The organism is Nocardia testacea NBRC 100365, assembly GCF_000308775.1.
GTDB lineage: Bacteria > Actinomycetota > Actinomycetes > Mycobacteriales > Mycobacteriaceae > Nocardia > Nocardia testacea.
Window position 1 is genome coordinate 13,110 of the sequence record NZ_BAGJ01000068.1, and the last position, 16,186, is coordinate 29,295.

General features: G+C 69.8%; 12 protein-coding genes. 8 read left to right on the top strand and 4 right to left on the bottom strand.

Translation table 11 applies throughout. The features are described from left to right. The first annotated feature begins 156 nt into the window (after nucleotides 1-156). Together ON38_RS08420 and ON38_RS08425 are read left to right on the top strand one after the other, a co-directional pair. The gene (locus tag ON38_RS08420; RefSeq protein ID WP_039823771.1) at nucleotides 157-1,101 is read left to right on the top strand and encodes a hypothetical protein; all 945 of its coding nucleotides are present in this window, start codon (nucleotides 157-159) and stop codon (nucleotides 1,099-1,101) included. A gap of 317 nt (nucleotides 1,102-1,418) precedes the next feature. After that, entirely contained in the window at nucleotides 1,419-1,898 is a 480-nt protein-coding gene (locus ON38_RS08425; RefSeq protein WP_083872439.1) for an NlpC/P60 family protein, read from the top strand. Nucleotides 1,899-1,931: 33 nt separating this feature from the next. On the opposite strand, the gene ON38_RS08430 is transcribed toward ON38_RS08425, so the two are convergent. Continuing rightward, nucleotides 1,932-2,807: a UTP--glucose-1-phosphate uridylyltransferase gene (locus ON38_RS08430; protein ID WP_039823773.1), complete on the bottom strand. Its 876-nt coding sequence runs from the start codon at nucleotides 2,805-2,807 to the stop codon at nucleotides 1,932-1,934. 383 nt (nucleotides 2,808-3,190) lie between these two features. On the opposite strand from ON38_RS08430, the gene ON38_RS08435 reads away from it, so the two are divergent. From ON38_RS08435 to ON38_RS08455, 5 genes are all read left to right on the top strand, one after another. After that, complete coding sequence (locus ON38_RS08435) at nucleotides 3,191-4,642, top strand: DNA polymerase IV (RefSeq protein WP_083872441.1); 1,452 nt, start codon at nucleotides 3,191-3,193, stop codon at nucleotides 4,640-4,642. A gap of 96 nt (nucleotides 4,643-4,738) precedes the next feature. Continuing rightward, complete coding sequence (locus ON38_RS08440; RefSeq protein ID WP_039823854.1) at nucleotides 4,739-5,245, top strand: WKL family lipoprotein; 507 nt, start codon at nucleotides 4,739-4,741, stop codon at nucleotides 5,243-5,245. Nucleotides 5,246-5,367: 122 nt separating this feature from the next. Further along, nucleotides 5,368-8,592 carry an arabinosyltransferase domain-containing protein gene (locus ON38_RS08445; protein WP_039823774.1) on the top strand — a complete coding sequence of 1,075 codons (3,225 nt, stop codon included), beginning with the start codon at nucleotides 5,368-5,370 and terminating at the stop codon, nucleotides 8,590-8,592. Between the two features lie 34 nt (nucleotides 8,593-8,626). Beyond that, nucleotides 8,627-11,053 carry an HAD-IC family P-type ATPase gene (locus ON38_RS08450; protein WP_051164503.1) on the top strand — a complete coding sequence of 809 codons (2,427 nt, stop codon included), beginning with the start codon at nucleotides 8,627-8,629 and terminating at the stop codon, nucleotides 11,051-11,053. Nucleotides 11,054-11,829: 776 nt separating this feature from the next. After that, nucleotides 11,830-12,648 (top strand): PhzF family phenazine biosynthesis protein, encoded by an 819-nt coding sequence (locus ON38_RS08455; protein ID WP_039823776.1) that lies wholly within the window; start codon nucleotides 11,830-11,832, stop codon nucleotides 12,646-12,648. Here ON38_RS08455 and ON38_RS08460 read toward each other — a convergent pair whose 3' ends face one another. The 3 genes from ON38_RS08460 to lspA all read right to left on the bottom strand — a co-directional run bounded on the left by ON38_RS08460 (nucleotide 12,649) and on the right by lspA (nucleotide 15,025). Next, a complete protein-coding gene (locus ON38_RS08460) occupies nucleotides 12,649-13,275 on the bottom strand; it encodes a hypothetical protein (RefSeq protein ID WP_039823779.1) in 627 nt (208 codons plus the stop codon). It lies immediately after the preceding gene. Nucleotides 13,276-13,355: 80 nt separating this feature from the next. Beyond that, nucleotides 13,356-14,282 (bottom strand): RluA family pseudouridine synthase, encoded by a 927-nt coding sequence (locus ON38_RS08465; RefSeq protein ID WP_039823782.1) that lies wholly within the window; start codon nucleotides 14,280-14,282, stop codon nucleotides 13,356-13,358. After that, nucleotides 14,279-15,025, bottom strand: coding sequence for a signal peptidase II (gene lspA, locus ON38_RS08470; protein WP_083872432.1), 747 nt, complete (start codon nucleotides 15,023-15,025; stop codon nucleotides 14,279-14,281). The genes ON38_RS08465 and lspA overlap by 4 nt, the downstream gene beginning before the upstream one ends. A gap of 216 nt (nucleotides 15,026-15,241) precedes the next feature. Between lspA and ON38_RS08475 the strand changes: the two genes are divergently transcribed. Beyond that, nucleotides 15,242-16,132, top strand: a complete 891-nt coding sequence (locus tag ON38_RS08475) for a hypothetical protein (protein ID WP_051164520.1) — start codon at nucleotides 15,242-15,244, stop codon at nucleotides 16,130-16,132. The last annotated feature ends 54 nt before the right edge of the window (nucleotides 16,133-16,186 follow it).

The window sequence follows — 16,186 nt, forward strand, 5'->3', positions numbered from 1 at the left end:
CCGACCGGTGGATATCGCCGCGGCGGTCGACGCCCGCGCCGCTCGGGGTATGCCTGCGCCGACCGGTGCGCGTCCGCGCCGTAGCGGCCGGAACGGGCCGGGCCGCGCCATCGGTGCCCATGACCGAGCCGTGGCCGCGCACTAGGGTGAAGTCTTATGGCTTCGGACAATCCCGACGAGTGGTGGCAGCATTCCCCTGAGGGACAACAGAAGAAATCCCCGTCGGGTCAGTGGCAGCAGCAGGAGTACCCGTCCCAGGGCGGGCAGCAGGGACCGGGCGTGCAGTGGGGGCAGACGGCGGGCCACGCCCCGCAACCCGCTCCGCAGCAGGGTGCGTGGGAGGTGCCACCGCTGGGGAGCGGGGGCTACGGCGGCCCGCCGCCGAAGAACAACGGCCCGTTGATCGCGGTGCTGGTCGCCGTGGTGGTGCTCGTCCTGATCGGTGTGGTCGGGCTGGTGGCGCTGCAGTCGCGGGGTTCGGCGGAGAATACAGCGAGCGGAAACTCCACGGAGGCAACAGGTTCCGTGCGGCCGTCGAGTTCGGCGCCCGCGACCTCCACCACCGCGACCACCAGCGCCCTGCCCTCCGCGGGCGAGCCGGTGCTGCGCGAGGGACTGGCGCCGGTCGCCGTGCTCGGCCCGACGTGGCAGGCCGGTGAGAGCACCTACACGATGGCTTTCAAGGACTGGCCCTTCGCTTTCCGTGCGCCCGGCTCCTGGGGGTGTATGAAGGGGTCGATCGACAAGATTCCGGATGCCCAGGCGTGGGGTTGTGTGGACGAGAGCAATTCCGCTGCCGGACAGAAGGTCAACCTCATTCTCCGCAAATGTCCAGCGACTTGTGATGCCGCCACGCAGGCCCGGTTCAATGCCGACTGGTTCGATCAGCCGGACAAGGCGCGCACGTTCGACGACCGGACCTCCTACGTGGAGACCGCGGCCAATGACGAAGGCAAGTTCACGGTGGATTTCAGCCGCTTTTTCGCGGCGGAACCGGGTGATGGGCCGGTGTGGCAGGTGGGGGTCTACGTGGAGTCGCCGGCGGCTACCAAGGACGTGGTTCTCAAGACGCTGAACGATATAGCCACCCAAACGCAATAAACATTTTTGTGATGTTCATCACATGCTAGAAGTTTGCCAGGAGCTTGTCGCCCTTCTGCGGGCCGGGCAAAATCATCCTCGATACCGCTGAGTCCGGCCCTCCGGACCACCGGGAACGGTGATCATTTCGTTCGGTTCTACCTGAGTGAAGTTGCGCCGGAGCCCATTCACCCGGCGCGACCCCTGTGGTTGGCGGTGTCCCCACCCTGCGGTGCGGAGGCCGCGAGAAAACCCGGGCGCCGCACGGTGTCCCGGGCACCGACGGGCAGAAGGGTGGGCAAGTGATCGGAATTGCACTGCGCCGGGGTATCGCCGGCATGCTTTTCGCGACGGCCGTCGGCGCCGTCGCCGCCGGACCCGGGTGGGCGCAGACCGGAAGCGGGGCCACCGGATCGGCCTCCGGCTCCGGATCGCTCAGCGCCAGTGGATCGGCCGCGTTACCGGTCTCCAGCAGCAACGGGCTCGGCGCACTGGCCGCCGCGACCTCGCAGACCGGGAAGATGTACGAATGGGGCGCCACCGGTCCGGACACCTGGGACTGCTCCGGTCTGGTGCAGTGGGCCTTCCGCCAGGTGGGTGTCATGCTGCCGCGCACCACCTGGGAGCAGGCCGAAGTGGGTGCTTCGGTGCCGCGGTACGCGCTCTCGCCCGGTGATGTGATCATCATCAACCCCGACGCCTCCCATGTCGGGATCTACGCCGGATTCGGCCAGGTACTCAATGCCTACGGTGCCGGCGTACCGGTCGGGCTCAGCCCGCTCGATCAGTTCTACATCTACAGCATCCGTCGTTTCTGAGGCTGCGGCGGCAGCGTCGCCGCCGAACCGCGGTCAGTCGACCTGCCGGCGCAGCAGCGGCCCATAGTCGGGGTGGGCCAGCGCCGAGGCGAACTGCGCGATGAGATAGTCGCCGGGGTTACCTGTGTCGTACCAGCGGCCCTGGATGACCTGCCCGTAGACCGCGTGGTTGGCGGCATAGGCGTTGATGGAATCGGTCAGGTAGACCTCGCCGGTGCGATGGGTGTACCAGTTCTCCGTCTGCGCCCGCAGTTCGTCGATGATCCCTGGCGTCACCACGTAGCCGCCGATCGCGGCGAAGGCCGAGGGGGCATCCTCGGGTTTGGGTTTCTCCACCAGCCCCGATATGCGCAGCAGGCCGTCATCCAGGTCCTCCCGGACCACCGGGACACCGTAGCGCTGCGATTCGTTCGGATTCATCGGCATCAGTGCCAGTACCGGGCAGCCCGTCGATTCGTAGGCGCGGATCAGCTGCTGGGCCCGCGGTTCCTCGGCGACGAAGACGTCGTCGGGCCACAGCACCAGCATCGGTTCGTCGCCGGCGGTGCGGGCGGCGTTGAGTACCGGGGTCCCGTTGCCGTACGGGCCGTGCTGGTCCAGATAGGTGATGTGACCCAGCCGGGACAGTTCGCCGACCTCCTCCACCGCGTCCGCGTAGGCGGTCTTACCGTCGGCGCGCAGCTGGGCCACGAGTGCGGGATTGGGCCGGAAATGATCCTGGATCAGCGATTTCCCGCCACTGACCACAATGGTGATATCGGTGATCCCGGAGGCCACCAGCTCACGTACCGTGTGCTCGATCACCGGCTTGTCGCCGACCGGCAGCATCTCCTTGGGGATCGCCTTGGTCAGCGGTAGCAGTCGGGAACCGATACCGGCAGCGGGAATGACGGCCTTACGGATCTTCATCGTCCGATCATCACATATCCGTCGGGCGCGGCGCGGTATCCCAGCCTGCTCCCGCGATCCCGGAAACGCCGCGTGGCCGGGTCGATCGGGGGCGGGTGGGTCCGCCGGTGGCTAGGCCCCGTGACAGGACACCCGGCCGAGAGAACTCCCCGCAACCGCGTGGGGACCGATCCGCCTCTCCTCTCCTGTCGGTATCGCCGCGTACATTCTGCGCTCATGGACTCCACGGTCACCGACAGCGGCCGCGGCGGGAGCGCCCGCCGCCGGGTGCCGCGGTGGTGGCCGGCCGGCGAACCGCGAGCGGACCCGTGGTGAGCGCCGAGCATTCCGGGGCCGCCGCCGGACCGGCCCCGGAGGCGGTCGGCGAAACTTCCCGGCGCTGGGTGCTCCATATCGATATGGATGCCTTCTTCGCCTCCTGTGAACAGCTCACCCGCCCCACGCTGCGCGGCCGCCCGGTGCTGGTCGGCGGGACCGGGGCGCGCGGGGTGGTGGCCGGGGCGAGTTACGAGGCGCGGGTGTTCGGCGCGCGTTCGGCCATGCCGATGCAGCAGGCGCGGCGGCTGGTCGGGGTGTCGGCGGTGGTGGTCCCGCCCCGGGGCGCGCTGTACAGCGTGCTGAGCGGACGGGTCTTCGATACCCTGCGGGCCCGTATCCCGGTGCTGGAGACCCTGTCGTTCGACGAGGCGTTCGCCGAGCCCGCCGAACTGGCCGGGGCGAGTGCGGCGGAGGTGGCCGCGTTCTGCGCCGGATTGCGGGCGGCGGTGCGGGAGAGTACGGGCCTGGTGGCCTCGGTGGGAGCCGGCAGCGGGAAGCAACTGGCCAAGATCGCCTCCGGCATGGCCAAACCCGATGGGATCCGGGTGATCGCGCCGGGTGAGCAGCAGGCGCTGCTGTCCGCGCTGCCGGTGCGCAAACTCTGGGGTATCGGCCCGGTGGCCGAGGGCCGGTTGCGCACCCTCGGAATCGAAACCGTGGGTGCCTTCGCCGCGCTGCCGGAGGCCGAGGCGGTATCGATCCTGGGCGGCAGTATCGGCGCGGCGCTGCACCGGCTCGCCCGCGGTATCGACGACCGTCCGGTCACCGAACGCGCCGAGGCCAAACAGATCAGTGCCGAGACCACCTACGAGCACGATATCGTCACGCTGGAGCGGTTGCGCCCGGCGATCACCGAGATGGCCGCCGCCGCGCACCGCCGGCTCGGTCGCGACGGCCGCGCCGCCCGGACCGTGGTGCTGAAACTCCGGCGCGCCGATATGAGTATCACCACGCGTTCGACCACCCTGCCGTACGCGACCGAGGATCTGCCCACCCTGACCGCCGCCGCGCAGCGGGCCGCGATCGACCCGCGTGACCTGGGGCCGATCCGGTTGGTCGGTGTCGGCTACGCCGGTTTGTCCACCATCCGGCAGGAATCGCTGTTCCCGGAACTGGACCGGCTGGGTGGTGAGCCCGGTGGAGCCGCCGGTGAGCCGGGTGGTACCCCGGATTCTCTGACGGCGATCGAAGAGAGCTCTGTGGATTCGGTAAGACATCCGGGCGGACCGGCGAGTTCCGTGGACACGACCATCGGTTCGCCCCCGGTGCCCGGGGCGCCCGCCGAAAACTCGCCCGGGCGGCGGAATTCCGACGTTTCCGCTGGCAGTGGCACACTCTGGCGGCCGGGTTCGGATGTGCGGCATCCGGAATACGGGTTCGGCTGGGTGCAGGGGGCGGGCCACGGACGAGTGACCGTCCGGTTCGAGACCCGCTCGACAGGACCGGGGATCGCGCGTACTTTCGCTGCCGACAATACGGAGTTGTGCTCAGCGGATCCGCTCGCCAGCTTGTCCTGAGGGCCCGCCGGGTAGGTTGGTCCGGGCAGCGTCGCCGGTTCCGGTGGCTCTGTCGTAGTGCACGACACCGAACCCTCGAACGCAAAGGACGAGCAGTTGAAGCTTCGCAAGACCGGACGTATCGCGATCGCCGGCGTGGCCGCCGTGGCCGCGCTGACCCTGACGGCGTGTGGTAGCGATGATTCCGACTCGGACAGCAAGGCCGCCGCCACCACGTCCGCGTCGGCGGCCGCCTCGGAAGAGGCGTCCGATCTGCCGCCGGTGCCCACCGTGGCCGATCTGAACGCTCAACTCCAGCGCGCCCTCGACCCGGCCGTACCCAACGAGGAGAAGCTGGACATGGTGCAGGGCGCCGAGGCGGATCCGGAACTGCCGGGCAAACTGGCCCAGTTCTACACGGATTCGGGCGCCACCATCGAGGTCACCGAGGTCAACGATTTCGCCGACACCATCAACGCCAAGGCCAACTTCAAACTGGGCGACACCCAGAACGTGGTCGATGTCCCGTTCGTCGCCGAAGACGGTGTGTGGAAGGTCGAGAAGACCTGGACCTGCAATATGCTCGCCCAGGCCCAGGTGCAGTCCCCGGCCTGCGCGGCCTGATATCGCAGCGTGTGAACCGGCCGGTCCGCTATGAGCGGACCGGCCGGTCTCGTTATCCGCTTCGGTGGGATCGGCGAGCGCAGCCGTAGTGCCGCGCGCGGCCCCCGCTAGGATTGCGCCCCGTGGCTGACACGATGGTGGTGGCGGCGCCCGAGCCGACAGATCTCTCCGACGGTCCCCGATCCCGAACACGGGGTGGCTGGGCGCGACCGGTCGCGCTGATCTCGGCGCTCATCGGAGCACTGCTCGCGATAGCGGTACCGCTGCTGCCGGTCCGGGTCGACGCCGCCACACTGTCCTGGCCGCAGGACGATTCCGCCGCCTCGATCGAGGCCCCGCTGGTCGCGTACGCGCCCCTGGACTACACGGCCACGGTGCCGTGCGCGGCGATCCGGCAACTCGGGCCCGGTGGCGGGGTGCTGACCGCCACCGCGCCCTACGGCGCACCCGATTTGGAGCGCTACGGTTTCCTGGCCCGGGTCCGGCCCGCCACACCGGAGTCCGGGGCGCAACTCGACGTCGTCCTGCGCAACCAGTCGCTGTTCAGCGTCCCGGTCGCGGAACTGCCCCCGAACTGTGAACTCGATGTGCGCGCCGGGATGACCGAAGCCGTCGCCTCGCTCACCGGATCCGAGCCGGTGGTGCTGAGCGGTGATTTCCGGCCCCAGCTGGTCGGGGTGTTCAGCGACCTGGTCGATCCCGCGGGCACCCGGGTCACCGCCGCGGTCGACAGCCGATTCACCTCCAGCCCGACCCCGCTGAAACAGGTCGCGATCTGGGTGGCGGTCGCCGCCACGCTGCTCTCGCTCTTCGCGCTGCACCGGTTGGACGGCCTCGACGGCCGGCGTGCCCGCCGGTTCCTGCCGGCCCGGTGGTGGACCTTCCGTCCGGTCGATGTGGTGGTGCTGGGCACGCTGGTGCTCTGGCATTTCATCGGCGCCACCACCTCCGACGACGGCTACCAGTTCAGCATGGGCCGCACCTCGCAGGCCGCCGGGTACATGGCGAACTACTTCCGCTACTTCGGGGTCCCGGAGAACCCGGTCGGCACCCCGTACTACGACCTCATCGGCCTGATGGCCGATCTCACCACCGCCAGCCCCTGGGTGCGGCTGCCGAGTCTGCTGGCCGGCATCCTGGCCTGGCTGGTGATCAGCCGCGAGGTGGTGCCCCGGTTCGGGGCCGCGCTGCATCGCAATCGGTTCGTCCCGTGGACCGGCGCGCTGGTGTTCCTGGCCGTGTGGCTGCCCTACAACAACGGGCTGCGGCCCGAGCCGATCGTCGCGCTCGGCGTGCTGCTCACCTGGTGTTCGGTCGAGCGCGGTATCGCCACCCGCCGGCTGCTGCCGTTCGCGGTGGCCATCCTGATCGCCGCCTTCAGCTGCACCGCCGGCCCGCACGGCATCATCTGCGTGGCCGCACTGCTGGCCGGGCTGCGGCCGCTGATCAAGATGCTCGCCGCCCGCGCGCCGCGGATCGGCTGGCTCGCGCAAGTGCTACCGCTGGCCGCCGCGGGTGTTCTCGTGCTGGTGGTGGCCTTCGCCGACCAGCCGTTCAGCGCCATGATGGAGATGCGCCGGGTGCACGAACTCGCCGGCCCGAGTGTGCTGTGGTTCGACGAATACCTGCGCTACCAGTACCTGTTCATGGGCACGGTCGACGGCTCGGTGGCCCGCCGCTTCGGGATCTTCGTCATGATCGCCGGATTGGCGGTATGCCTGCTCACCCTGCTACGTAAGGGCGGCCGGATCCCCACCGCCGCGGTGGGGCCGTCGCGGCGCATCCTCGGAGTCACCGTCGGTGCCATGGCGCTGATGATGACCACCCCCACCAAATGGACCCATCACCTCGGCGTCTTCGCCGGGCTGGCCGGTGCGGTGGCCGTGCTGACGGCCGTCGCGATCGGGCCGCGGGTCATGCGCGCACCGCGCAACCGGGCACTGTTCGCCGCCGCGGTGTCGTTCCTGCTGGCCCTCGTGTTCGCCGGCCCCAACGGCTGGTGGTACGTCTCCTCCTACAGTGTCCCGTGGTGGGACAAACAACCCTCGCTGGCCGGTATCGCCGTCAACAAGGTCTTCCTGTTCGGCGCGGTGGCCCTGCTGGCGCTGGCGGCGTGGTGGCATGTGCGGGCACCCGACGACGGGCAGCACCGGATCTCACCCTGGGGCTGGCGGTTCGCCAAGATTCCGGCCCTGACGGTCGCCGCCGCCTTCATGGTGCTGTTCGAGGTGGCGTCGTTCGCGAAGGGCGCGGTCTCCCAGTACCCGGCCTTCTCGCTGGCGAGTTCGAACCTCAGCGCGCTCGCCGGGGACACCTGCGGCCTGGCCCCGCATGTGCTGGTGGAGCCCGACCCCAACCGCGGCATGCTCACCCCGCTCTCCGGCGATCCCGCCTCGGCCCTGGCCGGTACCGGGACGGGCTTCAGCCCCACCGGCGTCGCGGCGGATCTGAGCGCCGACGCCGAGGAAGGCGCCGACGCCGCCATCGCCGATTCGGTGGGCGAGGCGACCGGGGGTACCGGGGTCGCGACCGAAACCGACAGTCCCGCACTGCCCTTCGGGCTGGACCCGGGCACCCCGGTGCTGGGCAGCGATCACGCCGACGGCCCGGCCCAGCTCACCTCCGGCTGGTACCGGCTGCCGCCGGTCGCCGACCGCGCGGATATTCTCGCCCTCAGCGCCGCGGGCCGTATCTGGTCGCGGGACGCCGACGGTGTGGTGACCCACGGGCAGTCGCTGGAACTGGAGTTCGGCTCCACCACCGCGCCGGGCGGTTCGGCCACGGACCCGGTCCCACTGCGCCGGGTCAATCCGATCGATATCGGCCCGGCGCCGTCCTGGCGCAATCTGCGGGTCCCGCTGGGGCCCTACGCCGATGCCGACACCGTGCGCGTCGTCGCCGCCGACCGCGACCGTGATCCGAAGCAGTGGCTGGCCTTCACTCCGCCGCGCATGCCGCAGACCCAGGACTTGAACACGGTCGTCGGATCCACCGATCCGGTACTGCTGGATTGGGCGGTGGGCCTGCAGTTCCCGTGCCAGCGCCCGTTCGACCACCGCGTCGGGATCGCCGAAGTGCCGAAGTACCGCATCCTGCCGGACCGGATCGGTGCGCACGACACCAACCTGTGGCAGAACCACGACGGCGGCGGCCCGCTGGGCTGGACCGGTCTGCTGCTGTACGCCCGCACCCTGCCGACCTATCTCGACCAGGACTGGGATCGCGATTGGGGACAGCTACAGCAGTTCCTCCCCATCGACCCCGACGCGGTCCCGGCCCGCCCGCGCACGACACAGGAGGACCACTCCGGGACCTGGACGCCCGGGCCGATCAACGTCGCCTGGTGAGTCGCGCCCCGCGGCGCTGGTTACGCTGACAGCCATGTCGACAACTGTGCAGTCCGTCGGGATACCCGGTCTCACCGCCGAAGAGGTGGCGCAGCGCCGGCGCGACGGGCTCACCAACGATGTACCGGACCGGGCCAGCCGTTCGGTGCGCGATATCGTCCGGGCGAACGTGTTCACCCGGATCAATGCCATCCTGGGTGTGCTGTTCGTCCTGGTGATGGCCACCGGCTCGGTGATCGACGGCATGTTCGGGCTGCTGATCGTGGCCAACAGCGCGGTCGGCATCGTGCAGGAGATCCGGGCCAAGCGCACCCTGGACCGGTTGGCGATCGTCGGGCAGGCGAAACCGACCGTGCGCCGGGAAGGTAGGTCCGAACAGGTCCCGCCCAACGAGGTGGTTCTCGACGATCTCATCGAACTCGGGCCGGGCGATCAGATCGTGGTCGACGGCGAGGTGGTCGAAGCCGAACTGCTCGAAGTCGACGAATCGCTGCTCACCGGCGAATCCGATGATGTCGCCAAGGAATCCGGTGCCCAGGTGCTCTCGGGCAGCTATGTGGTGTCCGGTTCGGGCTCCTACCGGGCGACCAAGGTCGGCAAGGACGCCTACGCCGCGAAACTGGCCGACGAGGCCAGCAAATTCACCCTGGTGAACTCCGAACTGCGCAACGGTATCGACACCATCCTCAAGGTCATCACCTATCTGCTGATCCCGGCCGGTGTCCTGAGTATCTACAACCAGCTCGTGTCCAGCGGGGAGTCCTGGCGGCCGGCCGTCACCGGGATGGTGGCCGCCCTGGTGCCGATGGTGCCCGAGGGGCTGGTGCTGATGACCTCGATCGCGTTCGCGGTCGGCGTGGTGCGGCTGGGGCAGCGCAAATGCCTGGTTCAAGAGTTGCCTGCCATCGAAGGCCTGGCCCGGGTGGATGTGGTGTGCGCGGACAAGACCGGCACCCTCACCGAGAACGGTATGCGCCTGGCCGAGCTCCGGATGATCGACGCCGGCCCGGACGCCGAGGACCGGGCCCGGCAGGCGCTGGCCGCCATGGCCGCCGACGATCCCCGGCCCAATGCCAGCGTGCAGGCCATCGCCGAAGCGCTCCCGGAGACACCCGGTTGGGAGTACACGGCCGTCGCGCCGTTCTCCTCGGCCAAGAAGTGGAGCGGTTTCTCCTACGGAGAGCACGGGGACTGGCTGCTGGGCGCACCCGATGTGCTGCTCGACGCCGGATCGGCCGACGCCCGCGCCGCCGAGGAACTCGGCGCCACCGGCCTGCGCGTGCTGTTGCTCGCCCGCGGCGACCGCGCCGTGGACGCGGACGGCGCCCCCGGCACCATCTCCCCGGTCGCCCTGGTGGTCCTCGAACAGAAGGTACGGCCCGACGCCCGCGACACCCTGGACTACTTCGCGAGCCAGGATGTGTCGATCAAGGTGATCTCCGGCGACAACGCGGTCTCGGTGGGCGCGGTGGCCTCCTCCCTGGACCTGCCCGGCGGCGACCACGCCGTCGACGCGCGCACCCTGCCCGAGGACCGCGCCGAACTCGCCGGCGTGCTGGAGGAGCGCACCACCTTCGGGCGGGTCCGCCCCGACCAGAAGCGGGCCATGGTCGGCGCGCTGCAGTCCCGCGGGCACACCGTGGCCATGACCGGCGACGGGGTCAACGACGTGCTGGCACTCAAGGACGCCGATATCGGTGTGGCCATGGGCGCGGGCAGCCCCGCCACCCGGGCGGTCGCGCAGATCGTACTGCTGGACAACAAGTTCGCCACCCTGCCCTATGTGGTGGGTGAGGGCCGCCGGGTGATCGGCAATATCGAACGGGTCTCCAACCTGTTCCTGACCAAAACCGTCTACTCGGTGCTGCTGGCCTTCCTGATCGGCGTCGCCGGTGTGGGCTCGCAGATCTTCGGCTACGAACCCATCGGCTACCCGTTCCTGCCCCGGCACGTGACGATCGCCGCCTGGTTCACCATCGGTATCCCGGCCTTCATTCTCTCCCTGGCACCGAACAACGAGCGGGCCCGCACCGGCTTCGTCGGCCGGGTGATGCGGCTGGCGATCCCCTCCGGCGTGGTCATCGGTACCGCGACCTTCGTCGCCTACCTCATCGCCTACGCCGGCCCCGACGCCAGCGAACAGCAGAAGATGCAGGCCGGCACCACCGCGCTCATCACCCTGATCATGATCGCGGTCTGGGTGCTGGCAATCGTCGCCCGTCCCTACACCTGGTGGAAAGTCGTGCTGATCGCCGTCTCGGTGGTGGCCTACCTGGTGCTCTTCACGGTCCCGTCCACCCGCGAATTCTTCGCGCTGGACCCGTCCAACCCGCGCCTGACCGTCGCCGCGTTCGTGTGCGGCGCGGTGGGCATCGTGCTGGTGGAGGTCGCCTGGTGGGTCCAGGCGAGTGTGCGGGGGGAGTCGCACAAACTGATTCCCGCGGCACCGGGCGAAGTATGAGGTAGGGCAGGCCGGACTCGGCTCCGGGTAGCCGGGCGCCACGAAGGGTGCCGGGACGGTGACGAAACCGGTGGTGGCGACCTCCTGCAGCCGGGCGAACCGATCGCGCCGTGCGGCGACGGATCCGGGGGGCTCTCGGCCGGGACCGTGTTCCCGGCGACCAGCGGCACGCCGGGGCCCAGCTCCCGGGCAACAGAAGGCCGAGGTCGGGTAGTGAGCGGTATCAAATGAGTCGGCACGCGCAGGGTGGGTCGGCACAGAACGGGTGATGCGGGCTTACTCGTGAAGGTGGGGGGCCTGCTCGTGAAGGTGGGGGGTGGCTTTGCTCGTGAAGGTCTGTGTTTTTGGCGCGCTGGCGCGCGCGGGGTTGAGGCCCCCTTGGTCTCGCCGTTTCGGCCTCGAGACTTGCGCCTTCGGCGCGGGCGCTTTCGAGGCCGAAACGGCGAGACGGGCCTCAACCCTTTCAGGTGTCTCGTAAAACTCGACACATGCGGGTTGCGTTGGCATTCGATGTCCGGAACGGATGCCGACTCGACCGCCACGCCCGACCGACCTGGCGTCGGATCACCTACACGAACAGAAGCGCCCTCTCGGTGCCGAGTTCAGCGAAGCCCTGAAAGGGTCGAGGCCGTCCCCCCTTGGCCGCAGGTGCTCAATGGTCGCACTCTATGGACGGCCTACCGCACATCGCAAGTCTCGAGGCCTGAACGGCGGGACCGAGGGGGCCTCGACCCCGCGCGCCGAAGGCGCGCCAAAAAACACAGTACCTTCGTGGCATGGAGGTTCTGCTGCACCAGATCGACGCGTTCGCCGACGCACCGTTCTCGGGGAACCCGGCCGCGGTGATGCCGTTGCCCACGTGGTTGCCCGATACCGTGCTGCAACAGTTGGCCGAGGAGAACAATCTCGCCGAGACGGCCTTCTACACCTCCCGGTTACCCCCGGAGGCCGGGGCGCCGCCGGGGAACTGGCCTACCTACCATCTGCGCTGGTTCACGCCGATGACCGAGGTGGTGATGTGCGGGCACGCGACGCTGGCGGCGGCGGCGCATATCCTCTGCGATATCCAGCCGGGCGAGGACCGGGTCGGGTTCTTCACCCATAGCGGCTGGTTGCGCGTGGATCGCACCGATGACGACGAGTACGTGCTCGATCTGCCCGCGGTGGCCTCCGTTCCGGCCGAACCGGACGCGGCGCTGGTGGCCGCGCTGGGGGTGGAGCCGGTGCGGGTGTATTCGGGTGCGGATGTGGTCGTGGTGGTGGACAGTGAGCGGCAGGTCCGGGAGCTGGCGCCGGCTCTGAGCGCTTTCCCGAAGGTGCAGCGGGGTGTGGTGGTCACCGCCCGGGGTGACGAGGTGGATTTCGTCTCGCGGTTCTTCGCGCCGGGGGTGGGTGTTCCGGAGGATCCGGTGACCGGGTCGGCGCATGCCCAGCTGGCGCCGCTGTGGAGTGCCGAGCTCGGCCGGACCGGGATGACCGCGCGCCAGTTGTCCCGGCGGGGTGGTTCGCTCGGGGTGGAGCTGGTCGAGGACCGGGTGTTGCTGACCGGTCGCTGCCACCGATATCTGGACGGCGTGGTGACGTTGGATTTCTGATCAGGCCGGTGGGACGGGCCCGTCGTCCGGCGGCGGTCCGACGGGGTCGGTGCTGTCGGGGAGCAGGGGTGCGACAGCGAACCGGCCGGCGACGGCGTCACCCGGGAGGGCCTCTACCGCGCGGATGCCGGGTTGTCCCGTGAGATCGCGGAGCCGGGGCAGCGGGGCGCGGACGACGACGCCGGGGGAGCAGGCGCAGCCCGCGCGCAGCCGGGCGACGGCGACGTCCAGGGCGCGGGCGGTGCGGTCGTCGCCGACGTAGCGGCGTCGATCGGCCAGCTGCCAGGCGGCGTCGGTGCCGGAACGCCGCAGCGCGACATCATCGGCGGGGGTCTGGACCGCCACCAGGGGAGTCGCCACGCGGGGCAGCGGAACCCGGTACAGCGCCTGGCCGATGCGCAGCTCACCGACCCGGTCGCGGAGTTCGGTGGCGGACCGGTACTCGGTGAACGACACCAGCGCCCACCGATCCGCGGCGTCGCTTCCGGTGAGCGATTCGCGGGCCCGGTCGAGATAGTCGCCGATGGATTCGCCCTGGTCGGGCCCGAGGCGGTCGGTGGAGACGATCTCCTCGGCCGGCGGTATCAGGTAGCCGAGCGCCAGGACGAACACACCGCAGGCGGCCACGGCCGCACCGTAGCCCAGCCCCCGGCGAACGTTGGGGGGCCGGTGCGGCCGGGTTGCGGATACCTCGGGCATATGCGGGGTCAGGCGTCGCGGAGCACGCGCAGTGCGTGGGTGAGATCGTCGGGATATTCGCTGGTGATCTCCAGGTAGCGGCCGTCGGCGGGATGCTGGAAGCCCAGCGAGCGGGCGTGCAGCCACTGGCGTTGCAACCCGAGTCGTTCGGCGAGGCGGGGATCGGCGCCGTAGGTGAGATCGCCGCAGCAGGGATGCCGGATCGCGGAGAAGTGCACCCGGATCTGATGGGTGCGGCCGGTTTCCAGATGGATATCGAGCAGGCTCGCCGCCTGGAATGCTTCTACCGTGTCGTAATGGGTGACGCTGGGCCGGCCGTCGGAGGTGACCGCGAATTTCCAGTCGTTGCCACGGGCACGGCCGATGGGGGCGTCGATGGTGCCGCTGCTGGGATCGGGATGGCCCTGGACCAGCGCGTGATAGCGCTTGTCCACGGTGCGCTGTTTGAACGCGCGTTTGAGCACGGTGTAGGCGTGTTCGGACTGCGCCACCACCATCACCCCGGAGGTGCCGACGTCGAGGCGGTGCACGATGCCCTGTCGTTCGTGCGCGCCGGAGGTGGAGATCCGGTAGCCGGCCGCGGCCAGTCCACCGACCACGGTGGGCCCGCTCCACCCGACGCCGGTATGCGCGGCGACACCGACAGGCTTGTCGACGGCGACGATATCGTCGTCGGCGTAGAGGATCTTCATACCCTCCACCGGTTCGGCTTCGATGCTCAGTTCCCGGCGCGGTTCGGGGAACACCACTTCGAGCCAGGCCCCGGCGGTGAGCCGGTCGGATTTGCCGGCGGGCACTCCGTCCAGCTGTACCGACCCTTCTTCGGCCAGGGCCGCGACCGCCGTCCGGGACAGTCCGAGCAACCGCGCGAGGCCGGCGTCCACCCGCATCCCGTCGAGTCCGTCGGGGACGGGCATCGTCCTGGTCTCTCTCATGCGGCGGTCTCCTTACCGTCGGCGGTGGCGGAGTCCGCGGTCGCCGCACCGGCGCTGGATCCGGGGGCCGTGCCGGCCGCGGAGTCCTCTGGCGTGGTGTCACCGGCGGGGCGGTCCCGATCGGGGCCGGGCCCGGGGGACGGGGACGGGGCGGGATCCGTCGCGGGCGCGGCCTTGTCCTTGTCCTTGTAGCGGGTGCCGTCGGGTTCGAAACCGAACACGGTGAGTGTCACCAGCAGGATCGCCCCGCACACGATGGAGGAATCGGCCACATTGAACACCGGCCACCAGCCGACCGAGACGAAATCCACCACATGGCCCTGCAGTGGACCCGGCGCGCGGAACAGCCGGTCCATGAGGTTGCCGAGCGCGCCGCCGAGGACCCCGCCGAGTCCGATCGCCCACAGCGTCGAACGGAGGGTGCGGCCGATGCGCAGCACCCCGATCACCACCGCGGCCGCGATCAGAGTCAGCAGCCAGGTCATGCCGGTGGCCATGGAGAACGCGGCGCCCGGATTGCGCACCAGCGCCAGTTCCACGAAGTCACCGATGATCGACACCGGTTCGCCGGGACGTATCCGCGCGACGACGATGATCTTGGTGACCAGATCGAGGGCGAACAGCGTGGCGGCGACCGCCAGCAGTAGCCGCAGCCGCTGCCGCGGCTGCGCGCCGGTCCCGCCGGGGCGGTCGTCGGGGTCCTGCTCGGGCGTAGGCCGGTCCTCACTCACGCCGACCATCATCTCTCGAGGTGCACCGGCCCAGTACCGTGGGCACCCGCGCGCACCGGTGACAGGCCGCCACCCCGGTGTGTCGCGGCGCGGGCGCCGGTGCCGGGCGGATGCTTCCGGAAGCCGGCGCGATGTCCCAGCCCACGCTCAGGTACGCCTCGTAGGCTGTCGGGCGTGACGGTGTTGTGTTCGTTTCCCACGCCCCGCCTGGCGAGGTCCAGAGTGCTGATGGTGGTTCTCGCGGTGGGTCTCACCGCTTTCGGTTCCGGCTGCGGGGACGGCGGCGACTCCGGGGCCGAGGCCGACGGCACCGAACCGCTCGGAATAGGTGAGGTCACCGTGCCGATCGCGGCGGCCGTGGTCACCACCGTGGACCACGGCGAGGAGCCCCGTTCGCTGTTGCGGCCGTCCTACTACGACGGCACGATCCAGGCGGTGACGCTGCGCACCGATCACCGGATCCAGCAGCAGATCGATTCCCAGCAGGTCCGCGATTTCTCCAGCCCGTCGCTGACCATCCCGATGACCGCCACCACCGATGCCGACGGGGTGGAGCTCACCCTCGGTTCGGTGACGACTCCCGACCCGGCGTTGTCGGAGGCGCTCACCGCCGCCGACGGGACGCACGCCGGGTTCGAGATGAGTGAACTCGGCGGGATCACCGCATTGCGTCTGGCGCCCGCTCCCGATACCTCCAACTCGGCGCGGGCCGCGCTGGAACAGGCCTTCTATCAGGCGGTCTACCGTTCCATCACCTTCCCCGACGAACCGGTCGGCGTGGGGGCGGTATGGCGGGTGCAGCAGACCGTGGGCGGTGGCGTCGACCTCGACCAGGTGACCACGGCCACCCTGGTGGCCCGCGACGGTGGACGGTTGTCCATCCGGCTCGACGTCACCCAGACGCCGAAATCGAGTATCTGGGATCTGCCCAACGAGGCCGGCACGCTCGATATCGAGGACTACGCGATGCAGGGCAGCGGAGATATCACCGTGGATCTCGGCCTGCCACTGCCGGTGGCCGGGTCGATCGCGATCGGCGGCCACCAGTCCTACCGCGACCCGCGGACCTCGACGGTGCTGCGTCAGGTCATCGAGACGAACGTCAGCTGGGGCGGCTGACCCGGCGGCCGTGTTCGTCCGCGGCCGCCGCCGGGAGCCGGGCATAAGCTCACA

Bases quoted from the DNA above. Each gene is read 5' to 3' on its own strand.
- ON38_RS08450 (WP_051164503.1), top strand. From the start codon at position 8,627: ATGTCGACAACTGTGCAGTCCGTCGGGATACCCGGTCTCACCGCCGAA.
- ON38_RS08475 (WP_051164520.1), top strand. From the start codon at position 15,242: ATGGTGGTTCTCGCGGTGGGTCTCACCGCTTTCGGTTCCGGCTGCGGG.
- ON38_RS08420 (WP_039823771.1), top strand. From the start codon at position 157: ATGGCTTCGGACAATCCCGACGAGTGGTGGCAGCATTCCCCTGAGGGA.
- ON38_RS08455 (WP_039823776.1), top strand. From the start codon at position 11,830: ATGGAGGTTCTGCTGCACCAGATCGACGCGTTCGCCGACGCACCGTTC.
- ON38_RS08425 (WP_083872439.1), top strand. From the start codon at position 1,419: ATGCTTTTCGCGACGGCCGTCGGCGCCGTCGCCGCCGGACCCGGGTGG.
- ON38_RS08430 (WP_039823773.1), bottom strand. From the start codon at position 2,807: ATGAAGATCCGTAAGGCCGTCATTCCCGCTGCCGGTATCGGTTCCCGA.
- lspA (WP_083872432.1), bottom strand. From the start codon at position 15,025: ATGATGGTCGGCGTGAGTGAGGACCGGCCTACGCCCGAGCAGGACCCC.
- ON38_RS08465 (WP_039823782.1), bottom strand. From the start codon at position 14,282: ATGAGAGAGACCAGGACGATGCCCGTCCCCGACGGACTCGACGGGATG.